The organism is Pseudonocardia ammonioxydans (assembly GCF_900115005.1).
In the GTDB taxonomy this organism is placed as follows: Bacteria; Actinomycetota; Actinomycetes; order Mycobacteriales; family Pseudonocardiaceae; genus Pseudonocardia; species Pseudonocardia ammonioxydans.
Map to the genome: position 1 here is coordinate 1 of NZ_FOUY01000074.1, position 15,033 is coordinate 15,033.

At 66.9% G+C, this 15,033-nt stretch carries 14 protein-coding genes; 2 read left to right on the top strand and 12 right to left on the bottom strand.

Annotation, left to right across the window (positions count from 1 at the left end; translation table 11 throughout):
• Nucleotides 1-179: 179 nt before the first annotated feature.
• The 4 genes from BM093_RS32250 to BM093_RS32265 all read right to left on the bottom strand — a co-directional run bounded on the left by BM093_RS32250 (nt 180) and on the right by BM093_RS32265 (nt 5,370).
• Nucleotides 180-1,499, bottom strand: coding sequence for a hydantoinase/oxoprolinase family protein (locus BM093_RS32250; RefSeq protein WP_093356374.1), 1,320 nt, complete (start codon nt 1,497-1,499; stop codon nt 180-182).
• Entirely contained in the window at nt 1,499-2,542 is a 1,044-nt protein-coding gene (locus tag BM093_RS32255) for an NAD-dependent epimerase/dehydratase family protein (protein WP_342743061.1), read from the bottom strand. Before BM093_RS32255 ends, BM093_RS32250 begins: the two co-directional genes overlap by 1 nt.
• A gap of 281 nt (nt 2,543-2,823) precedes the next feature.
• Complete coding sequence (locus tag BM093_RS32260; RefSeq protein WP_177238838.1) at nt 2,824-4,131, bottom strand: MFS transporter; 1,308 nt, start codon at nt 4,129-4,131, stop codon at nt 2,824-2,826.
• A gap of 345 nt (nt 4,132-4,476) precedes the next feature.
• Entirely contained in the window at nt 4,477-5,370 is an 894-nt protein-coding gene (locus BM093_RS32265; protein WP_281248752.1) for an ISL3 family transposase, read from the bottom strand.
• On the opposite strand from BM093_RS32265, the gene BM093_RS32270 reads away from it, so the two are divergent.
• Entirely contained in the window at nt 5,327-6,007 is a 681-nt protein-coding gene (locus BM093_RS32270) for a class II aldolase/adducin family protein (protein ID WP_093356385.1), read from the top strand. The genes BM093_RS32265 and BM093_RS32270 overlap by 44 nt on opposite strands.
• Before the next feature lie 134 nt (nt 6,008-6,141).
• Here the strand turns inward: BM093_RS32270 and BM093_RS32275 are convergent, their stop codons facing one another.
• The 3 genes from BM093_RS32275 to BM093_RS32285 all read right to left on the bottom strand — a co-directional run bounded on the left by BM093_RS32275 (nt 6,142) and on the right by BM093_RS32285 (nt 9,783).
• A complete protein-coding gene (locus tag BM093_RS32275) occupies nt 6,142-6,513 on the bottom strand; it encodes a putative antibiotic biosynthesis monooxygenase (protein ID WP_143105658.1) in 372 nt (123 codons plus the stop codon).
• A gap of 158 nt (nt 6,514-6,671) precedes the next feature.
• Entirely contained in the window at nt 6,672-8,336 is a 1,665-nt protein-coding gene (locus BM093_RS32280; protein WP_093356393.1) for a thiamine pyrophosphate-binding protein, read from the bottom strand.
• Entirely contained in the window at nt 8,329-9,783 is a 1,455-nt protein-coding gene (locus BM093_RS32285; protein WP_245773953.1) for an aldehyde dehydrogenase family protein, read from the bottom strand. Before BM093_RS32285 ends, BM093_RS32280 begins: the two co-directional genes overlap by 8 nt.
• Before the next feature lie 232 nt (nt 9,784-10,015).
• On the opposite strand from BM093_RS32285, the gene BM093_RS32290 reads away from it, so the two are divergent.
• On the top strand, nt 10,016-11,368 hold the full coding sequence (locus BM093_RS32290) for an SLC13 family permease (RefSeq protein ID WP_245773954.1): 1,353 nt from the start codon (nt 10,016-10,018) through the stop codon (nt 11,366-11,368).
• Here BM093_RS32290 and BM093_RS32295 read toward each other — a convergent pair.
• The 5 genes from BM093_RS32295 to BM093_RS32315 all read right to left on the bottom strand — a co-directional run.
• On the bottom strand, nt 11,346-12,710 hold the full coding sequence (locus BM093_RS32295; RefSeq protein ID WP_093356401.1) for an MFS transporter: 1,365 nt from the start codon (nt 12,708-12,710) through the stop codon (nt 11,346-11,348). The two genes, BM093_RS32290 and BM093_RS32295, sit on opposite strands and share 23 nt — an antisense overlap.
• A 70-nt stretch (nt 12,711-12,780) precedes the next feature.
• Nucleotides 12,781-13,272 carry a MarR family winged helix-turn-helix transcriptional regulator gene (locus BM093_RS32300; RefSeq protein ID WP_177238840.1) on the bottom strand — a complete coding sequence of 164 codons (492 nt, stop codon included), beginning with the start codon at nt 13,270-13,272 and terminating at the stop codon, nt 12,781-12,783.
• A gap of 22 nt (nt 13,273-13,294) precedes the next feature.
• Complete coding sequence (locus tag BM093_RS32305) at nt 13,295-13,735, bottom strand: FAD-binding protein (protein ID WP_177238841.1); 441 nt, start codon at nt 13,733-13,735, stop codon at nt 13,295-13,297.
• Entirely contained in the window at nt 13,648-14,697 is a 1,050-nt protein-coding gene (locus tag BM093_RS32310; protein WP_093356410.1) for an FAD-binding protein, read from the bottom strand. The genes BM093_RS32305 and BM093_RS32310 overlap by 88 nt, the downstream gene beginning before the upstream one ends.
• A gap of 39 nt (nt 14,698-14,736) precedes the next feature.
• The coding region (locus BM093_RS32315) for a transposase (RefSeq protein WP_177238842.1) at nt 14,737-15,033 on the bottom strand (297 nt) is incomplete at its 5' end.

The following is a 15,033-nucleotide window of genomic DNA, read 5'->3' on the forward strand; positions in this document are numbered from 1 at the left end:
TCACCCTGGCCATGCTCGCCGCCGCCTACCTCGCCGCCACCCGCGCCACCGAACACGAACGCGAGACCGAAAAGGGGGATCCTCAACCGGCCGTCGTCGACTGATCCCACTGTCGGGCAACGAGATCCGCCGCCTCCTCGCCACTCTCGTCTTCACCCCGCTGACCTGCGTCGACCACGTCATGCATTGGTCGACATGGCGACGCGAACGCCAGCAACAGGCCCGCGACTGCCACTATCGGCGCCGCGGTGAGCGACCACCGGGCTAATCAACTGCCGTTGCAGTACTAGCTGCCGATCCAGTTTCTGGCGGCCACCGAGGAAGTTGTCGGGGTTAACGATGCCGAGAACCAGGTCCGCATCGGTGACCGTCGGCTCGGTCCCGTTCTGGCCGTAGCACGCCGGGCCGGGACGCGCGCCGGCGCTGCGCGGCCCGACTTTGAGGTTGCCTCCGGAGTCCACCCAGGCGATGGCGCCGCCACCGGCACCAATCGTGTTGACCTTAACCATGGGCGTCGAGATCGTGTGCTGGTTCAGCACTGTGGTGGTCGACTTGACCGGCTCACCATCGACGATCATCCCCACCAGGAACGTCGTCCCCCCGATGTCGGTGGAGATGATGTTGCGGTGCCCTAGCTGTGCGCCCAGGTTGCGGCACCCGACCAGCCCGCCGGTAAGGACCGAGCCGATCGTGGTGATGGCGCGGTCCGGCGCATCGGCCGCGTTGATCGCACCCCCCGAACCCTGCATAACCAGCAGCGAACCCGTGAAGCCCCGATCGCTCAGCTCTGCCGACAGCGGACGCAGGTAGTCACGCAGCTTGGGGCCGACCTGAGTGCTCATGATCGTCGTGACGTTGCGCGGGTACTCACGAATCCGAGGACTCAGCTCGCTCGAGAGCCCCACATAGGCCTCGGGCGCCTGCTCTGCGATCAGTTCGCGGAGCCGCTGCTCGTGAGCCGGATTACGGAAGGACCACAGCAGTGACACCGCGAAGCCCTCGACGCCCTCGGCCAGCAGCTCGCGAATCGCCTGCTTGGCCTTGCTCTCGTCGAGCGAAACGATCACCTCACCCTTGTAATCGACCCGCTCGACGATCTCTCGGATCTGGCCGCGCGGGACAAGAGGCTCCGGCTTGGAGGTCCGCGACATCGCCTTGATGTAGTCCGAACCCCGGCCCGCATACCGGCCCTCAAGATTCATGATCATGATCGAATCGGAGTGGCCGACAGTGGTGAGGAAGCCAACCTTGGCGACGTCACCGGTCACGAGGGCGTTCAGCGTCGCCGTCGTGCCGTGGCAAATATAGGCGGTCTCCCCGAGGAGCTGGGAAGACGACACGCCGACAGCGCCGGCCAGCTCGTCGATGGCGTTGAGCATGCCGCGCTCAAAATCGGGCGGTGTCGAAGGCGACTTCGCCGAGAACACGCGGCCGGTCGTGTCAGTGGCGAAGGCATCGGTAAACGTGCCGCCGATATCGATGCCGATCACAAAACTCATCAGTACTCCTGGCTGTCGGGGGAAGGAGATCGGGCGGGCAACAGCTCGAGGCGGTCGAGCGCCGTCAGGTAGTGCTTAACGGCGGCGCCCAGCGTGAACTGTGGCTTCCAACCCAGCTCTACCTGGGCTCGAGTGCTGTCCAGCGCGCCGTAGTAGCTGATCCCCATGCCCATCGGGTCGAGCCCGGGCCCGATGTCGATCGTCGCGCCCGGGACCGCATCCCGGACCGCTTCGGCGAGCTCATGGAGCGAGACTGTCCGGCCCGTGCCGACGTTGTAGACGTCGTGGGGCAGCGGGGTGGGTGCGAGCGTTGCGGCCACTACGGCCTCGGCGATGTCGACGACGTAGATCGCGTCGTCGCGTTGATCGCCCCCGTGCGCGAGCTGGACGGGTTCGCCCGCGGCAGGAAGCTCGATCATGGAACTGTAAGCGGAGAACCCGCCGTGTCGCTGCAGCTTGCCCGGCCCGAAGATCGTCGCGAAGCGCAGCGACACAAACTCGATGCCGCGGTTTCGGGCGTACCACCGCCCGAGTTCCTCGCAGGACAGCTTCGTGACGTCGTACAACCCCACGGGCTGACGGGGGTGATCCTCGGTGACCGGAACGTAGTCCGGATGCCCGTGACGTCCGGTCAACGCCCCATAGGCGGCACGGGAACTGGTGTAGACGACCCGAGCGACACCGGTCGCCGCGGCAGCCTCGCAGATCGCTGCCGTGCCGCCGATGTTGACCCGGACCGCAGCGAGCGGGTCCCGGTCGGCTCCGATGATCGCTGCCATGTGGACGACCACGTCGGGCTGGTACTCGTCGAAGACCGAGCGAACCTGGCCACTGTTCGCCACATCGCCGACGGCGACTCGTACATCGTCAGCCACATCCGGGAGCAAAGACCGATCGTCGCGATTCTCCAGGATCACGACATCATGCCGTTGCTCGACGAGCCTACGGACGACCCACGACCCATTTACGCCCAACCCGCCGGTCACTAGTACTCGCACTTGATGAGCCTCCTTTTCACTGTACGCCATCGGCGGGTGCGCCATGCATCGAAGAATCGGATCGGAACCCACATGCGCACGGTCTGACCCGAGTCACGCACTGTGAATAACAACGGATCCACGTGCGGGGACTGAATTTAGATCGGGTCGGAATCAATCGGTGCGTACTGAGTAGGTTTAGATTGGTGGAAGCGAAGTGAGCCGCTCGTCTTTCACAGTCAGCGTGATGGGGGCATCGGTGGACGAGCGGCTCTTGCCACTGATCGATGCCGGTCTGTTCTCGAGCATTCTCCAACCCACATCCCACCCTCGGGCATCTCATGCCGTCATTGCCGTAGTGCCGCGTTGGCGGTCTCACGCAGTCCCCACAGGAATGGAAGACTGACGACAGCCCCGAGGACCAGATATGCGGCCGGTGCGATGTCACTGTTTGTCCACTCGATCACCATCGTCGAGAGCAGCGGTGTCGTGCCGCTGAATGCCGCGGTCGAGAGGGCGTATGGCACGCCGACGCCGGTGGAGCGCGCCCCTGTGGGGAATAGCTCGCAGAACGTTGCAGGGAAGACGCCGCAGAATATCGCCACAGGTATCCAGAGTACAAGTTGCCCGGCGGTCGATGCGACGAACCCGCCGGTCGCCATTAGAAGGTAGCCCGGGAAGGCGAAGATTATGAGGCCGATGCAGCCAATCAGCAGTATTCGTCGACGACCGAACCGATCCGAGAGAGCGCCGAATGCCGGGATCGCCGCCGAGCCAACAAGGATCGCCACCAGAACGGAAGGATACGCGACCTCCGGTGCCTGTCCGCGCACGACCAGCAGATAGGAGACCACAAAGGCAAGGACCGTATAGCTGCTCACTGAGAAAACCATTGACATGCCGAGTAGGCGGGCCATGGGGCGCCACTGACCGCGCATTGTCGTCACGAACGGCGACTCGGTCACTCGGCCCTCCTGGATCAATGCTGAGAAGGCCGGGGTCTCCGTTGTTCGAGTGCGTAGGTACATGCCGATTAGCAAGAGGGGAAAACTTAGCAGGAACGGAACCCGCCATCCCCATCCGGACATTGCCCCAGGCGTTACGGTATTACTGAGAGCGTAGACCACAGCGAGGCCAAGCGCGAAACCGAGGCATGCGGTGAGGTAGGCAACCGATCCGTAAAGGCCGCGCCTTCCTGGGGGGGCGATCTCTACGAGATAAGAAGTCGATGCGCTGAACTCGCCACCTACCGAGAGACCCTGTGCGAGCCGGGCGAGCACTAGAAGTGCAGGCGCGAGGACGCCCACGGTTGCATATGTAGGCATCAGGCCGATTAGAAGTGTGGAAATTCCCATTAAGGTGATAACCACGACCAATGTGGTCTTGCGGCCGCGTCTGTCTGCGAGTCGCCCAAATACTGCCGCTCCAATCGGTCGAGCTATATAGCCAACCGCAAATACCGAGAACGTCGCAAGTAGGGATGCAATGGGGTCTGCTGCAGGGAAGAATAGAGAACCGAGCAGGCTGGCAACAGATGCGTAGACCGCAAAATCATACCATTCGAGCAGATTGCCAGCGCCGATTGCGAATATCGACCGACGACGCAGTCGCGCCCGGTCGGATGATCCGAGGGCTGGTGTCGACTGCTGGACCATCGTTGGCTCCTCTTCTGTGAGGTAGACGATGGTTAAGCAGAGTTCCGCCACCTTGCCGCGGCACGCAACGCCGAGACGACACAGGTCCCCCGCCCGTATGACTTGAGTCACGCTCATCACGGAGCGACGAGGGCAGACAGGAGGTTGACCATGTAGGTGGTTGAGCTGTTGTCGTCAGCTCGTCGTCGCTTGCAGGTGTGAGCCCCGGCCCGAGGAACCGCCAGAGGGCCTGAGAGCAAACTGGCGGCTTCGTCTGGAAACGGGTGGTGTCGAAGCCCCGTGTCAAAGGCCCATCCACCCGAGTTTCATCAGAGTCGTTAGTGAGCCTTTGTGACTCTTCCGGATTTAGAATGCGAGCGCTCCGCAGTGCAGTAGCGACCGGATCCGATAATTGATCAGGTTGCGGAAGCCCATGGCGTTGCGGCGGAGGGCTTCGAGTCGGCCGTTGATGGCCTCGGTGGGGCCGTTCGAGGCGCGATGGGAGAAGTAGGCCAGGATGTCGACGCGGCGCCGGTGCAGGGTTCGGCCGAGTGTGGTGAGCTCGTCGAGCCCGGGCGGTAGCCCGGTGCGTAGCCGGTCGATCACGCCGCTGAGCAATGCTTTGCCGCGTCGGTGGTCCTGGTCGGCGTAGGCGGCGATGATCTGCTGGTAGGCCCACCAGGTGACCTCGACCGCGACGTGCTCGTCGGCGGCGAAGACCGCCTCAAGCCGGGTGCGTTGGCGGTCGGTGAGCAGTCCGAGGCGGGTCCGCAGGGTCCGCCGTGCCCGGTAGAGCGGGTCACCGGTGCGGCCTCGGTGGCCGAGGGTGTCCTGTTGGACACGTTGGCGACACAGGTCGAGCTTGTGCCCGGCCAGGGCGACGACGTGGAACGGGTCCATCACCGTGACCGCATCGGGCAACGCGTCGGTGGCGGCGTTCTTGTAGCCGCCGAAACCGTCCATCGCCACGACCCGGACCCCGTCGCGGAAGGCCGGGTCGCGGGCGTCGAGCCAGGTCTTCAGGGCCGCCGCCGAGCGGCCCGGGACCAGGTCGAGCAGCCGCGCACGGCCGTGGCCTGCGACGACATCGGTGAGGTCGGTGATCACGGTGACGAACCCGTCGCCGTCGGCGCCGAACTCTGATATACAGAATCTTCCTCTGTCTATTGGTAGGGTTCTGTCCTGCCGCAAGGGCGTGCTGAGAGGATCACCAGGTATGACTGACACTGTTCGCGAGCAGGTTTCGCTCGCTTCCCGCATCCTCGCTTCCCAGGGGCACGACGATCTGATCTGGGGCCACGCGTCTGTGCGGGACCAGCGGGGGTGCTGGATCAAGTCGGCTGAGTGGGGACTGGGAGAGGTCACCCCCGAGCGGGTACATCTGGTCGATGCAGCCGGGAGCGTCGTGGAGGGAGACGGGCCGCGCCACAGCGAGTACCCAATCCACACGGAGGTCCTCGCCATGCGTCCGGACGTCGGTGCTGTCGTGCATACCCACCCACCGCACGCAGTTGCGCTCGGCGCCACAGGGCAGCCGCTCATTCCCGTCAGTCATGCCGCCACGATGTTCGTGCCGCCAGCCGTGCCGCGGTTCACGGAGACTGCCGATCTTGTTCTGACCCCTGAGCTTGGACGGAAGGTGGCGGAAGAGCTGGGAGACGCTTCGGCGTTGCTTCTTGCTAACCATGGAATCGTGACGGTCGGGCCGGATCTGGAGACCGCGACGGTGCGCGCCGTGGTGTTGGAGCGGGCTTGTCACCAGCAACTGCTCACGCACGCGTTCGGGGGGTGGCCGAGGATGTCGAATGCAGTGGAGGCCGAGGCCAAGCGCGAGCACATCTACCACGAGAGTGCTGTCCACGCGGTTTGGAATCATCTGGTTCGCCAGCTCGGCTGAGCCTGTTGTCGACCCGACCGGGTACGGGTAGAGACGGGGAGACGGGGAGACGATGGCAGAGCGTTGCCCGGGCCGCCGTCCCCGTCTGTGTTGGGTAGCCCGACGCTAACGGGTTCCTGTCTTCTGCCAGCTGGTCAGGGGGTTCGGCCAGCCCACCTGGCGAGGAGCCGGTTCAGCAGTGGGAGAGTGACCAGCACTACAGTCGGGACGAGTACGCCGGTGAGCAGGAGCGTGCGTGCTACCACCGGCCAGTGCCCGAGAGCGGGCATGACCAGGTAGTTCATCAGGAGCGCGATCGGGAATAGTGCGATCCAGATGAGCAGGGTCATCCGTAGCTTTGATGGTCCGCGTGGTGCCCAGCAGCCTAGTTCGTCGACCGAGAACGTCCGCGGCTGGCCTTCGGTGAGTTCGTCGACGTCGGCTAGCAGGTGGTGGCGCGCCGCGCTGCGTTCCCAGCGCAGCAGGTCCTTGGCGGAGGCGAAGGTGACCCCCACTCGTACTGTCACCCGGTCACCTGCCTGTACTTCGCTCACGTGGGTGGCGAGATGGCCGGGCATAGCTGCGGCCTCACGGCCCAGATTCTTCGCCCAGGCGGTGAGCTGAGACTCGGGGCTGCGGGCGGTACGGGCGACCAACACGCTGACCGGCAACGGTACCGCGGCACTCATTTCGCCGCCGGGGGGACCAGGCCCGGAGGAAGGCCTTCCAGGCGGTCCTGCACCACGTCGATCAGTACCGGTCCGGGGTGGCCGAGGGCTCGTTCGAACGCCGCAGGGAGTTCAGCATCCGAGGTCACTCGGATACCGAGGGCTCCGGTGATCCGCGCGTACTCGGCGAAATCCGGGTTGTCCAGGAAGACGCCGTGGTAGCGACCGCCGTGTGCAGTGCGTTGCCGGTCGCGGGTGTTGCCGTAGGCGTAGTTGTTGACGATCACGTTGATCACCGGGATGTTCTCGCGCACGCAGGTCTCGAGATCCTGGGCAACCATCCAGAAGCTGCCGTCCCCGCTCAGCGCGACCACGCGTTCGGTCGGTCGGGCCAGGGCCATGCCCATCGCCGCGGGGAATCCCCAGGCCATCGCCCCGCCCGCCGACCCGTAGTAGCTGCGGGGGCGGTCGAAGTCGACGTGTCGTGCCACCCACGGTCCGAAGGTGTGGACGTCCTGGATCAGCACTACTTCCTCTCGCTCGGCCAACCGCTGTACGGCGGCGGTGAGGGCAGTCGACGAGACCGTCCGGTTCCCGGGCTCGGCTGTCGGCAGGGCGGCGGCTTCGTCGAGTTCCTTGCGGAGCGAGGTGCGGCGCTCCCGGCGGTGCTCATCGCGGATCGGGTCTATATCGAGCGAGGTCAGGGCGGTGGTCAGAGCGCGCACTGCGGCCGTGGCGTCGGAGACGATCCCGACCTTCGGCGGGTACACCCGGCCGAGCTCCGCGGGGTCGATGTCCACGTGTATGAGTGCAGCGGAGGAGGGCACCAGGGTCCAGCGTTTGGTCGTGAACTCCGAGAACCGGCATCCCAGGGCGATCAGCACGTCCGCTTCCCGGACGAGCCGGTCGGACACTTCGTGGGCGCCGTAGCCGAGTGCGCCGAGGAAGGCCGGGTTGGCGTTGGGCACACCGGCCTTGCGTAGCCAGGTCGTGACCAGGGGGGCGCCTGCGGCCTCGGCGAGGCGCAGCAGTTCCTCCGGGTCGCCGGCCCCGCCACCGGCGATGATCGCCGGGCGTTCTGCGTCGGCGAGTAGTCCAGCTGCCTCCGTGACCCCCGCGGGCGCGGCAGCGGGCGGGTGGATCCTGGCGCGCCGGCCCGGTACCGCCTCGGTCCGGGTCTGGAGAATGTCGAGCGGTAGCGAGACAACGACCGGTCCGGGGCGCCCGGTGAGCGCCGTGCGAACCGCGCGCTGCAGCAGTTCCGGGATCCGCTCGGTGTGGTGGATCTCCACGACCCACTTGCAGAACGGTCGGAACGCCGCGACGACGTCCATCTCTTCGAACGACCGGCGTTCGGTGATCGTCCCGGGCACCTGACCGACGAGCGCGACCATCGGAACGGACTCGTCGTGCGCGTTCTGGACGGCGATCGAGAGGTTCGCCGCCCCCGGGCCACGCGAGGCCAGGCAGACCCCGGGTGGGCCGCCGGCCCGGGAGAAACCGTCGGCCATGAACCCGGCGACCTGTTCGTGCCGGGTGGAGAGGTACCGCAGACCCGGGTGCCTGGCGATGCTGTCGATCAGGTCCATGACGGTCGTGCCGGGTAGACCGAAGACGTGGGTGACTCCTTCGGCCGCGAGACAGTCGGCGACCAGGTCGGCCCCGTTGCGGCTCTCAGACAAGGACGTTCACCGCCTTGAGCTCGGTGTAGGACAGCAGCTCCTCGATGCTCTCCTCGCGGCCGATGCCGGAGGACTTGGTGCCGCCGAAGGGCATCCCCCAGAAGTGCCGCGAGGATCCGTTGATCCACACGTAGCCGGCCTCCAACCGGTCGGCGAGGCTCACCGCGGTGGAGACGTCGCGAGTCCAGACGCTGCCGGTGAGCCCGAAGTCGACACCGTTGGCGATACGAACGGCCTCGTCGAGGTCGTCGAAGGTGAGTACCGACATGACCGGTCCGAACACCTCCTCCTGCTCGATGCGCATACCTGGCCGCACGTCGGTAAGGACGGTCGGCTCGAGGAAGTAGCCCTTGTCCATGCCCTCGGGTCGGCCACCGCCGTAGGCGACGGTGGCCCCCTCGGCGGTGGCGATATCGATGTAGGAGCGGGCCTTGTCGTACTGCGCCCGTGACGCCAGGGGGCCCATCCGGGTCGCTGGGTCGATCGGGGAGCCGACCGGGATGGTCGAGACGTGGTCGAGCACGCTGTTGAGCACATGGTCGGCGACGGAGGAATGCAGCAGCACGCGCGAGGTAGAGCCGCAGGACTGGCCCTGTGACCAGGCGAAGTTCATGCCGTTGACGATGCCGGTGGCCGCAGCGTCGAGGTCGGCGTCCGGGCAGACGATCAGGGCGTTCTTGCCGCCCAGTTCGAGACTGATCTCCTTGACCCCCACCTCCGCCGCGTCGCGCTGGATGATTCGGCCGACGCGGTCGCTTCCGATGAACCCGATCCGACGGACCAGCGGATGTTTGACGAGCGCGCTGGCGGCGGCCGGACCGTTGCCGGTCACCACCGACAACACGCCCGGCGGGAGGATGTCCGCCGCGAGCTCGCCGAGCCGCAGCGCCGACAACGGGGTGATGTCGGAGGGCTTGAGCACGACCGCATTGCCCGCCATCAGCGGGGCGGCCACCTTCGACGAGGCGAAGAAGATCGGGTGGTTGAACGGCACGATTCGGGCTACGACCCCGAACGGTGCCCGCCGGGTGTAGTGCAGGTTCTCCGGACTCGCAGGGATCGTGGCGCCGCCGAGGTGCGAAGCGAAGTCCGCGAACAGGTCGAGGACCTCGGCGCCCCACGCGACGTCGTTGTGCATCGCGGTGACCGGGTTGCCGGAGTCCAGGGCGTCGAGCATCGCCAGCTCGTCGGCGTGCGCCCGGATGACCTCGGCAAGGGCGCGCAGCCGGCGACCGCGCTCGCGGACATCCACCTGCCGCCAGGCTGCGGCCCCGTCCGCGGCGACCTGCACCGCTTCGTCGACGTCGGCGGGCGACGCGTCCGGGGCCGTGGTCAGAGTCAGCTCGGTGGCCGGGCACTCGACCTCATAGGTTCGCCCCTGCTCAGCGGGCCGCATTCTCCCCCCGATCGGCAGCACCCACTCCCGGTCGGCGACCGCTGTGCTCACCCCGGCAGTCCTCGTCGACATCGGCATCTCCACTTCCAGGAAGTTGACTCTGTCAGACAGAAACTATGCGTCCCGCCGGGTTCGGTCAACACAGTCCGGGGTTGACAGCGGTGCGGCCGTCACAGAGAGTCTCTCCGCACAACAGAGACAACCCGTTTGGCGGTCACTGCTTGCGGGGCCCTGCGGACCGAGTCGAGGGAGACCGGTGTCCATACATGTCATCGCTGTAGCAGTGCTCGTGCTGATCTTTGTGATCGGCACGCTGCGACCGGTCAACATCGGTGCGCTCGCCCTGATCGCGACGTTCCTCGTGGGGACGCTGGTCGCGGGGGAAGGGATCGACGAGCTCCTGGCGGGCTTCCCACCGGATCTGTTCGTCCTGTTGGTCGGTGTGACCTACCTGTTCGGGCTCGCCGCAGTGAACGGGACCATCGAATGGCTCATCGACAGAGCCGTCGGACTGCTCGGCGATCGGCCGGCCCTCGTACCCATGATGATCTTCATCTTCTCTGCGGTCCCGACCACCGCGGGCGCCCTGGGGCCGGCAGGCGTGGCCATGCTCGCTCCCCTGTGCCTGCGCCTAGGCGAGCGGTACGGGATCGACCGGCGGATGACCGCCCTGATGGTGATGCACGGCTCCTGCGCGGGCAACTTCTCGCCGCTCAACGGACTCGCGGTCATCGTCCAGCAGGCACTCACCGCGAACGGCCTGTCTGTGTCGGCCGCCGCGCTGTTCTTCGGCAACATGGCCTACAATATTGGACTGGCCGTCGTGATCTACTTCGCCTTCGGTGGCCTCGGCCTGATCCGCGAGGTACGTCGAGCCGGGAACGACCTGCCAGGCACCGCTGCCGGCGGCAACACACCCGCGCCGACGCTTGCCGGAGGCGCGAACCTGCCCGTCGGGAGTGCCGGAACTACACCGGGCGGCGGCAGTGGGGTCGCAGTCAAAACCAGCGCCGAGGTCGATGCTCCCGTGCGCGCTCAGCTGCGCTTCGACCAGATGATCACCCTCGCGATCATCGTCGCGGTCGCTGTCGGCGCGCTGGTGTTCGACATCGAGATCGGTTTTCTCGCACTGACCGCGGCGGTGTTGTTGCACGCGCTGTTCCCGGCCCGGTTCAAGGACGCGGACAAGCGGGTCGTCTGGGGTGTGGTCCTGCTCATCTGCGGCGTGGTCACCTTCGTCGGGGCGATGGAGCGCTACGGCACCGTGGACATCATCGGTGCTGGTATCGCCGGGCTCGGCGCTCCGCTGCTCACGGCCTTCCTGCTGTGCCTGGTCGCGGCGTTCACGTCGGCCTTCGCCTCCAGTGCGGGCCTGCTCGGTGTACTGATCCCGCTCGCCGTGCCGTTCATTGTGCAGGGCCAGATCGGCACCGCCGCCATGCTCATCGCGCTCACGATCTCCGCGACGGTCGTCGACTCGACACCGTTCTCCTCGGTTGGCGCCCTGACGCTTGCCAATGCGCCCGAGGAGGAGCGGCGCAAGCTCTTCCGGACCATGCTGGCCTGGGGCATCGGGATGGCTGTCTCGGCCCCCCTCGTCACCTGGCTGATCTTCATCCTGCCGAGTGGGCTTTGAGTGACCGGTCCAGCGCAGTGAGCAGGAGCAACACACCGGCGATGCCCGCGCTCACCGTGCCGAGGACGGCGAGCCCCTCGTCGGTGGCCTGCTCGCCGTAGGCCAGAGCGAGCAGGCCGGTTGCCAGCATCGCACCGAGGTACTGCGCGGTGCGGGAGAGCCCGGTGGCGGTGCCCAGTTCCCCCGCCGGGGCCTGCCGGTAGACCGCCAGCTGATTGGTCACCGAGTTCAGCCCCTGGGGAAACCCGAAGAGCGTGGGTACCAGGATGAGCACCGCGAACGGGGCCGTGGCGTCGACGACGACCACGGCGAGGCTGCCCGCAAGCATGCCGGCAGTGCCGATGAGCATCGGGGCCCGGATGGAGCGGCAGCGGCCGGTGCTCAGCGCGAGCACTGCGCCGACCCCGGAGAGCAGGAGCATCACCGCTCCGCTCGCGGCGGCAGACAGCCCACGGACCTGCTCCAACCATTGTGTGTAGCCGAACAACACCGCATAGATCACTGTGAAGGTGAGTACGAACCGCAGATAGGTGGCGGCGACCGGGCGGTTGCGAGCGATCATCCGCACATCGAGGAACGCCGACCGGGTCCGGAACTCGACCGCGACCAACAGCACCCCGACGGCGACCGCCCCGCTCAGCACCAGCCAGTTCGGCGTGGGCAGGCTCATCAGGAAAGCCATGAGCAGCCCGATCGCCGCACCGAACAAGGCGACCCCGGGAAGGTCCAACCGCGACCACGGCACCGGGCCCCACTGCCGGTCGCGGGGCAGCGCGCCCAACGACAACGCAAGGGTCAGCAGGCCGAGCACCACGTTGGCCAAGAACGTCGCGCGCCACCCGCTCCACGGGACGAGCAGTCCGCCCAGCCCCGGCCCCAGCGTGAGAGTGAGCAGGCTGGTCGCGGTGAGCGCGCGCAGCGCCCCCGCGGGTTCGGGCAGCCCGAGCACACGGGCCCGGTCCCGGATCATGGTCAGCGCGGACGGATACGCCGCGGCCGTGCCCAGCCCCACGAGCACCCGAGCCGCGATCAGCACGCCGAGTGAGGTGCCCAGCGCGCCGACCACGCCGGACACGGCAACCAGAACAGCCCCGGCACGAAACACACGGCGCGGCCCGAGGACGTCGGACAGCCTGCCCGCCAGCGGCTGGCCCAGAGCACTCGCCATGTACATCGCCGCGACCAGCCACAGCGTCGCGCCGGCGCCGGTGCCCAGCTCGCGGCCGATGGACGTCAGCGCCGGAGCGATCATCGTCGAGTTGATCGGGTTGGCCATGGCGCCGACACACAGTGGCGCGACAAGCCTGCGACCGATCCGTTCGTGCGGTGAGTGGTCCGGCATTGACCTTCAATCAGCAGAGAGCGTATCTGTTGATCAGAGTAAGTGATGGAGGTAGTCGTCGAGCGGAGCCCTACGACTCCGCTCCGGTCGCTCGGACCGACGGGGTCGCTGGGGATGCGCTCTCGCGGGCCCGCTCGAGCGCCTCCTGCAACCGCAGCAGAGGCCCGACGGCGGCGGCGATGGCCTCCCGATCAGCCGGGTCCAAACGGCTCAGGACTCCGTGCAGGACCGCGGCACGGCGCTCGTCCCACACGTCGATCACGTCCCGGGCCGTGGCGGTCAACCGCAGCCGCGTCGACCGCCCGTGTCCCTGGGTCTGACGCACATAACCGACCTCGACCAGCGCTCGCACCAGCGTGGACACGGTGTTCGGAGCGAGCTGGAGCATGTCGGCCACGCCACGTACGGACAGGTCCGGCGTGTCCTCCAGCACCCGCAGCACCTCGACCTGCGCGTAGGGCACCAGCGGCAACGGCGGGTCGGCTCGAACCGCGCGCCGGATCAGACGCGCGAATGGGTTGAGCGCGCGCGGGACCTGTCGGACCAGCTCCTCGATGTCCACCTGCTCAGCATGCAGCAACCGGCTACCGGGCTTCCCGAGCCATGTGCTCCACGGCGAGCAGGCTGAACGTCATCGCTCGGGCCAGCGAGTAACCCGCCTGATAGCCGGCGCCGTAGTCGACGAACGCAGCACAGTTGCCCGAGGCGTAGAGGCCGTCGATCGGCTTCTTGCGGGCGGTGAGCACCCGAGCATCGGTGTCGGTCATCAACCCGGCCGATGACAGTCCGCTCGGCCGCAGCTCAATACCGTAGAACGGCGGTTTCCCGACGGGCCCGAGGTTCGGGTTGGACCGGGTCAGGTCGCCTGTGTAGTACTGCGCCCACGGGGCCTCACCGCGGTGGAAATCCGTGTCGACCCCGTCGGCCGCGAAGTCGTTCAGCCGATCGACGGTGGCGACCAGGCCGGCCGCGTCGACCCCAACGCGGCGGCCAGCTCGTCCAGCGAATCTGCCCGCTGCACCCACTCCGGCACCACACCGATCTCGTATCCGCCGAACGAGTAGTGCTCGGTGTAGCTGCCATCAAAGATCAAGAAGCAGGGCTGGTTGCGGTAGGTGTGGGCCCAGACGTCGAAGTCGCGCAGGGCATCGAGCATGCTCTGGAAGTAGGACTCGTCCGCGAACCGCGCGCCGCGCTGGTTGACCACGAGGGTGTGTGGCTTGGACAGCTCCTGGATGCCGGCCAGGCGCAGGAAGGGCTTCGCGTCCGCGCCCTCGCCGGGCACCGGGAAGCCGAGAAATACTGCCATGTGTCGGCGAATCACATGCAGTCCGGCACCCAGCTCGGTGGCCATCAGGAGCGGATCACCCGTGAGGCTGTCCGGGAACATGCTGGTCCACCCGGTGATGTCCTCGAAACGGTCGACCAACTCGGGGTTCGACTCGTAGCCACCGCCGGCGAGGACCACGCCGCGCCGTGCGCGGACCCGCCGCTCACCGCCGGGGCCGCCGAGGACCACGCCACTGACCCGACCGCCCTCCCGGACCAGGTCGAGCACCGGGGCTTCCAGCTCGATCGGGACGTTGCGGTCCACGAGGAGCTTGATCAGGTTGGCGGCCAAACCGGACCCGAACCCGCGCAGGTCCTTCGCGCACCGCTCGGCCATCAGTTCTGGATCGAAGTTGCGTGCGTTACCGATACCGCCCCAGGCGATAGCCTCCTCGAAAGTCACACCCATCGGCAGCTCGGGGGAGACCAGCACCTTGTGCTGCCACTCGCCCAGGTCCTCGCCGGAGATCAGCGCGGTTTCCACCATCCGGCCTTCGCTGCGCGAGCCGGGAGCGTGGCCGTGGTAATGGTCGGGCAGACCGCGAACCAGCTGGAACGGTACGCCGAGTTCGGTGAATCGGCGCAGCGCGCGCGGAGCATGGTCGATGTAGGCGTCCTGGTGGCCGTCGACCTGGTAGCCACCACCGAGGTGGCGCATGTAGGCGGAGCAATCGTCAAGACCTGTAGATGAAGATCTTTAGGCGGCTTCCGGTTGGTGGTGGTCGTCGGGTCGTTCGACGAGCTGGCCTCTGGTGAAGGTGGCGCCTGCGCGGACGAGTGCGACCAGGTGTGGGCCGTTCACGGCGCGCCAGCGGTCCTGGGCAGCCTCGATGAGCTTGAACGCCATCGCCAGCCCGGCCGCTCGCGATCCGGGACTCTTGGTGATCTTCGTGCGGTGTCGGACGGTGGCGAAGGTGGACTCGATCGGGTTGGTGGTGCGCAGGTGCTGCCAGTGCTCGGCCGGGTAGTCGTAGAACTCCAGCAGCTCGTCGAG

Coding starts and splice junctions, on each gene's coding strand:
- BM093_RS32250 (WP_093356374.1), bottom strand. CDS start 1,499: ATGAGTTTTGTGATCGGCATCGATATCGGCGGCACGTTTACCGATGCC.
- BM093_RS32260 (WP_177238838.1), bottom strand. CDS start 4,131: ATGGTCCAGCAGTCGACACCAGCCCTCGGATCATCCGACCGGGCGCGA.
- BM093_RS32295 (WP_093356401.1), bottom strand. CDS start 12,710: ATGCCGGACCACTCACCGCACGAACGGATCGGTCGCAGGCTTGTCGCG.
- BM093_RS32270 (WP_093356385.1), top strand. CDS start 5,327: ATGACTGACACTGTTCGCGAGCAGGTTTCGCTCGCTTCCCGCATCCTC.
- BM093_RS32310 (WP_093356410.1), bottom strand. CDS start 14,697: ATGCGCCACCTCGGTGGTGGCTACCAGGTCGACGGCCACCAGGACGCC.
- BM093_RS32265 (WP_281248752.1), bottom strand. CDS start 5,370: ATGCGGGAAGCGAGCGAAACCTGCTCGCGAACAGTGTCAGTCATACCT.
- BM093_RS32255 (WP_342743061.1), bottom strand. CDS start 2,542: ATGGCGCACCCGCCGATGGCGTACAGTGAAAAGGAGGCTCATCAAGTG.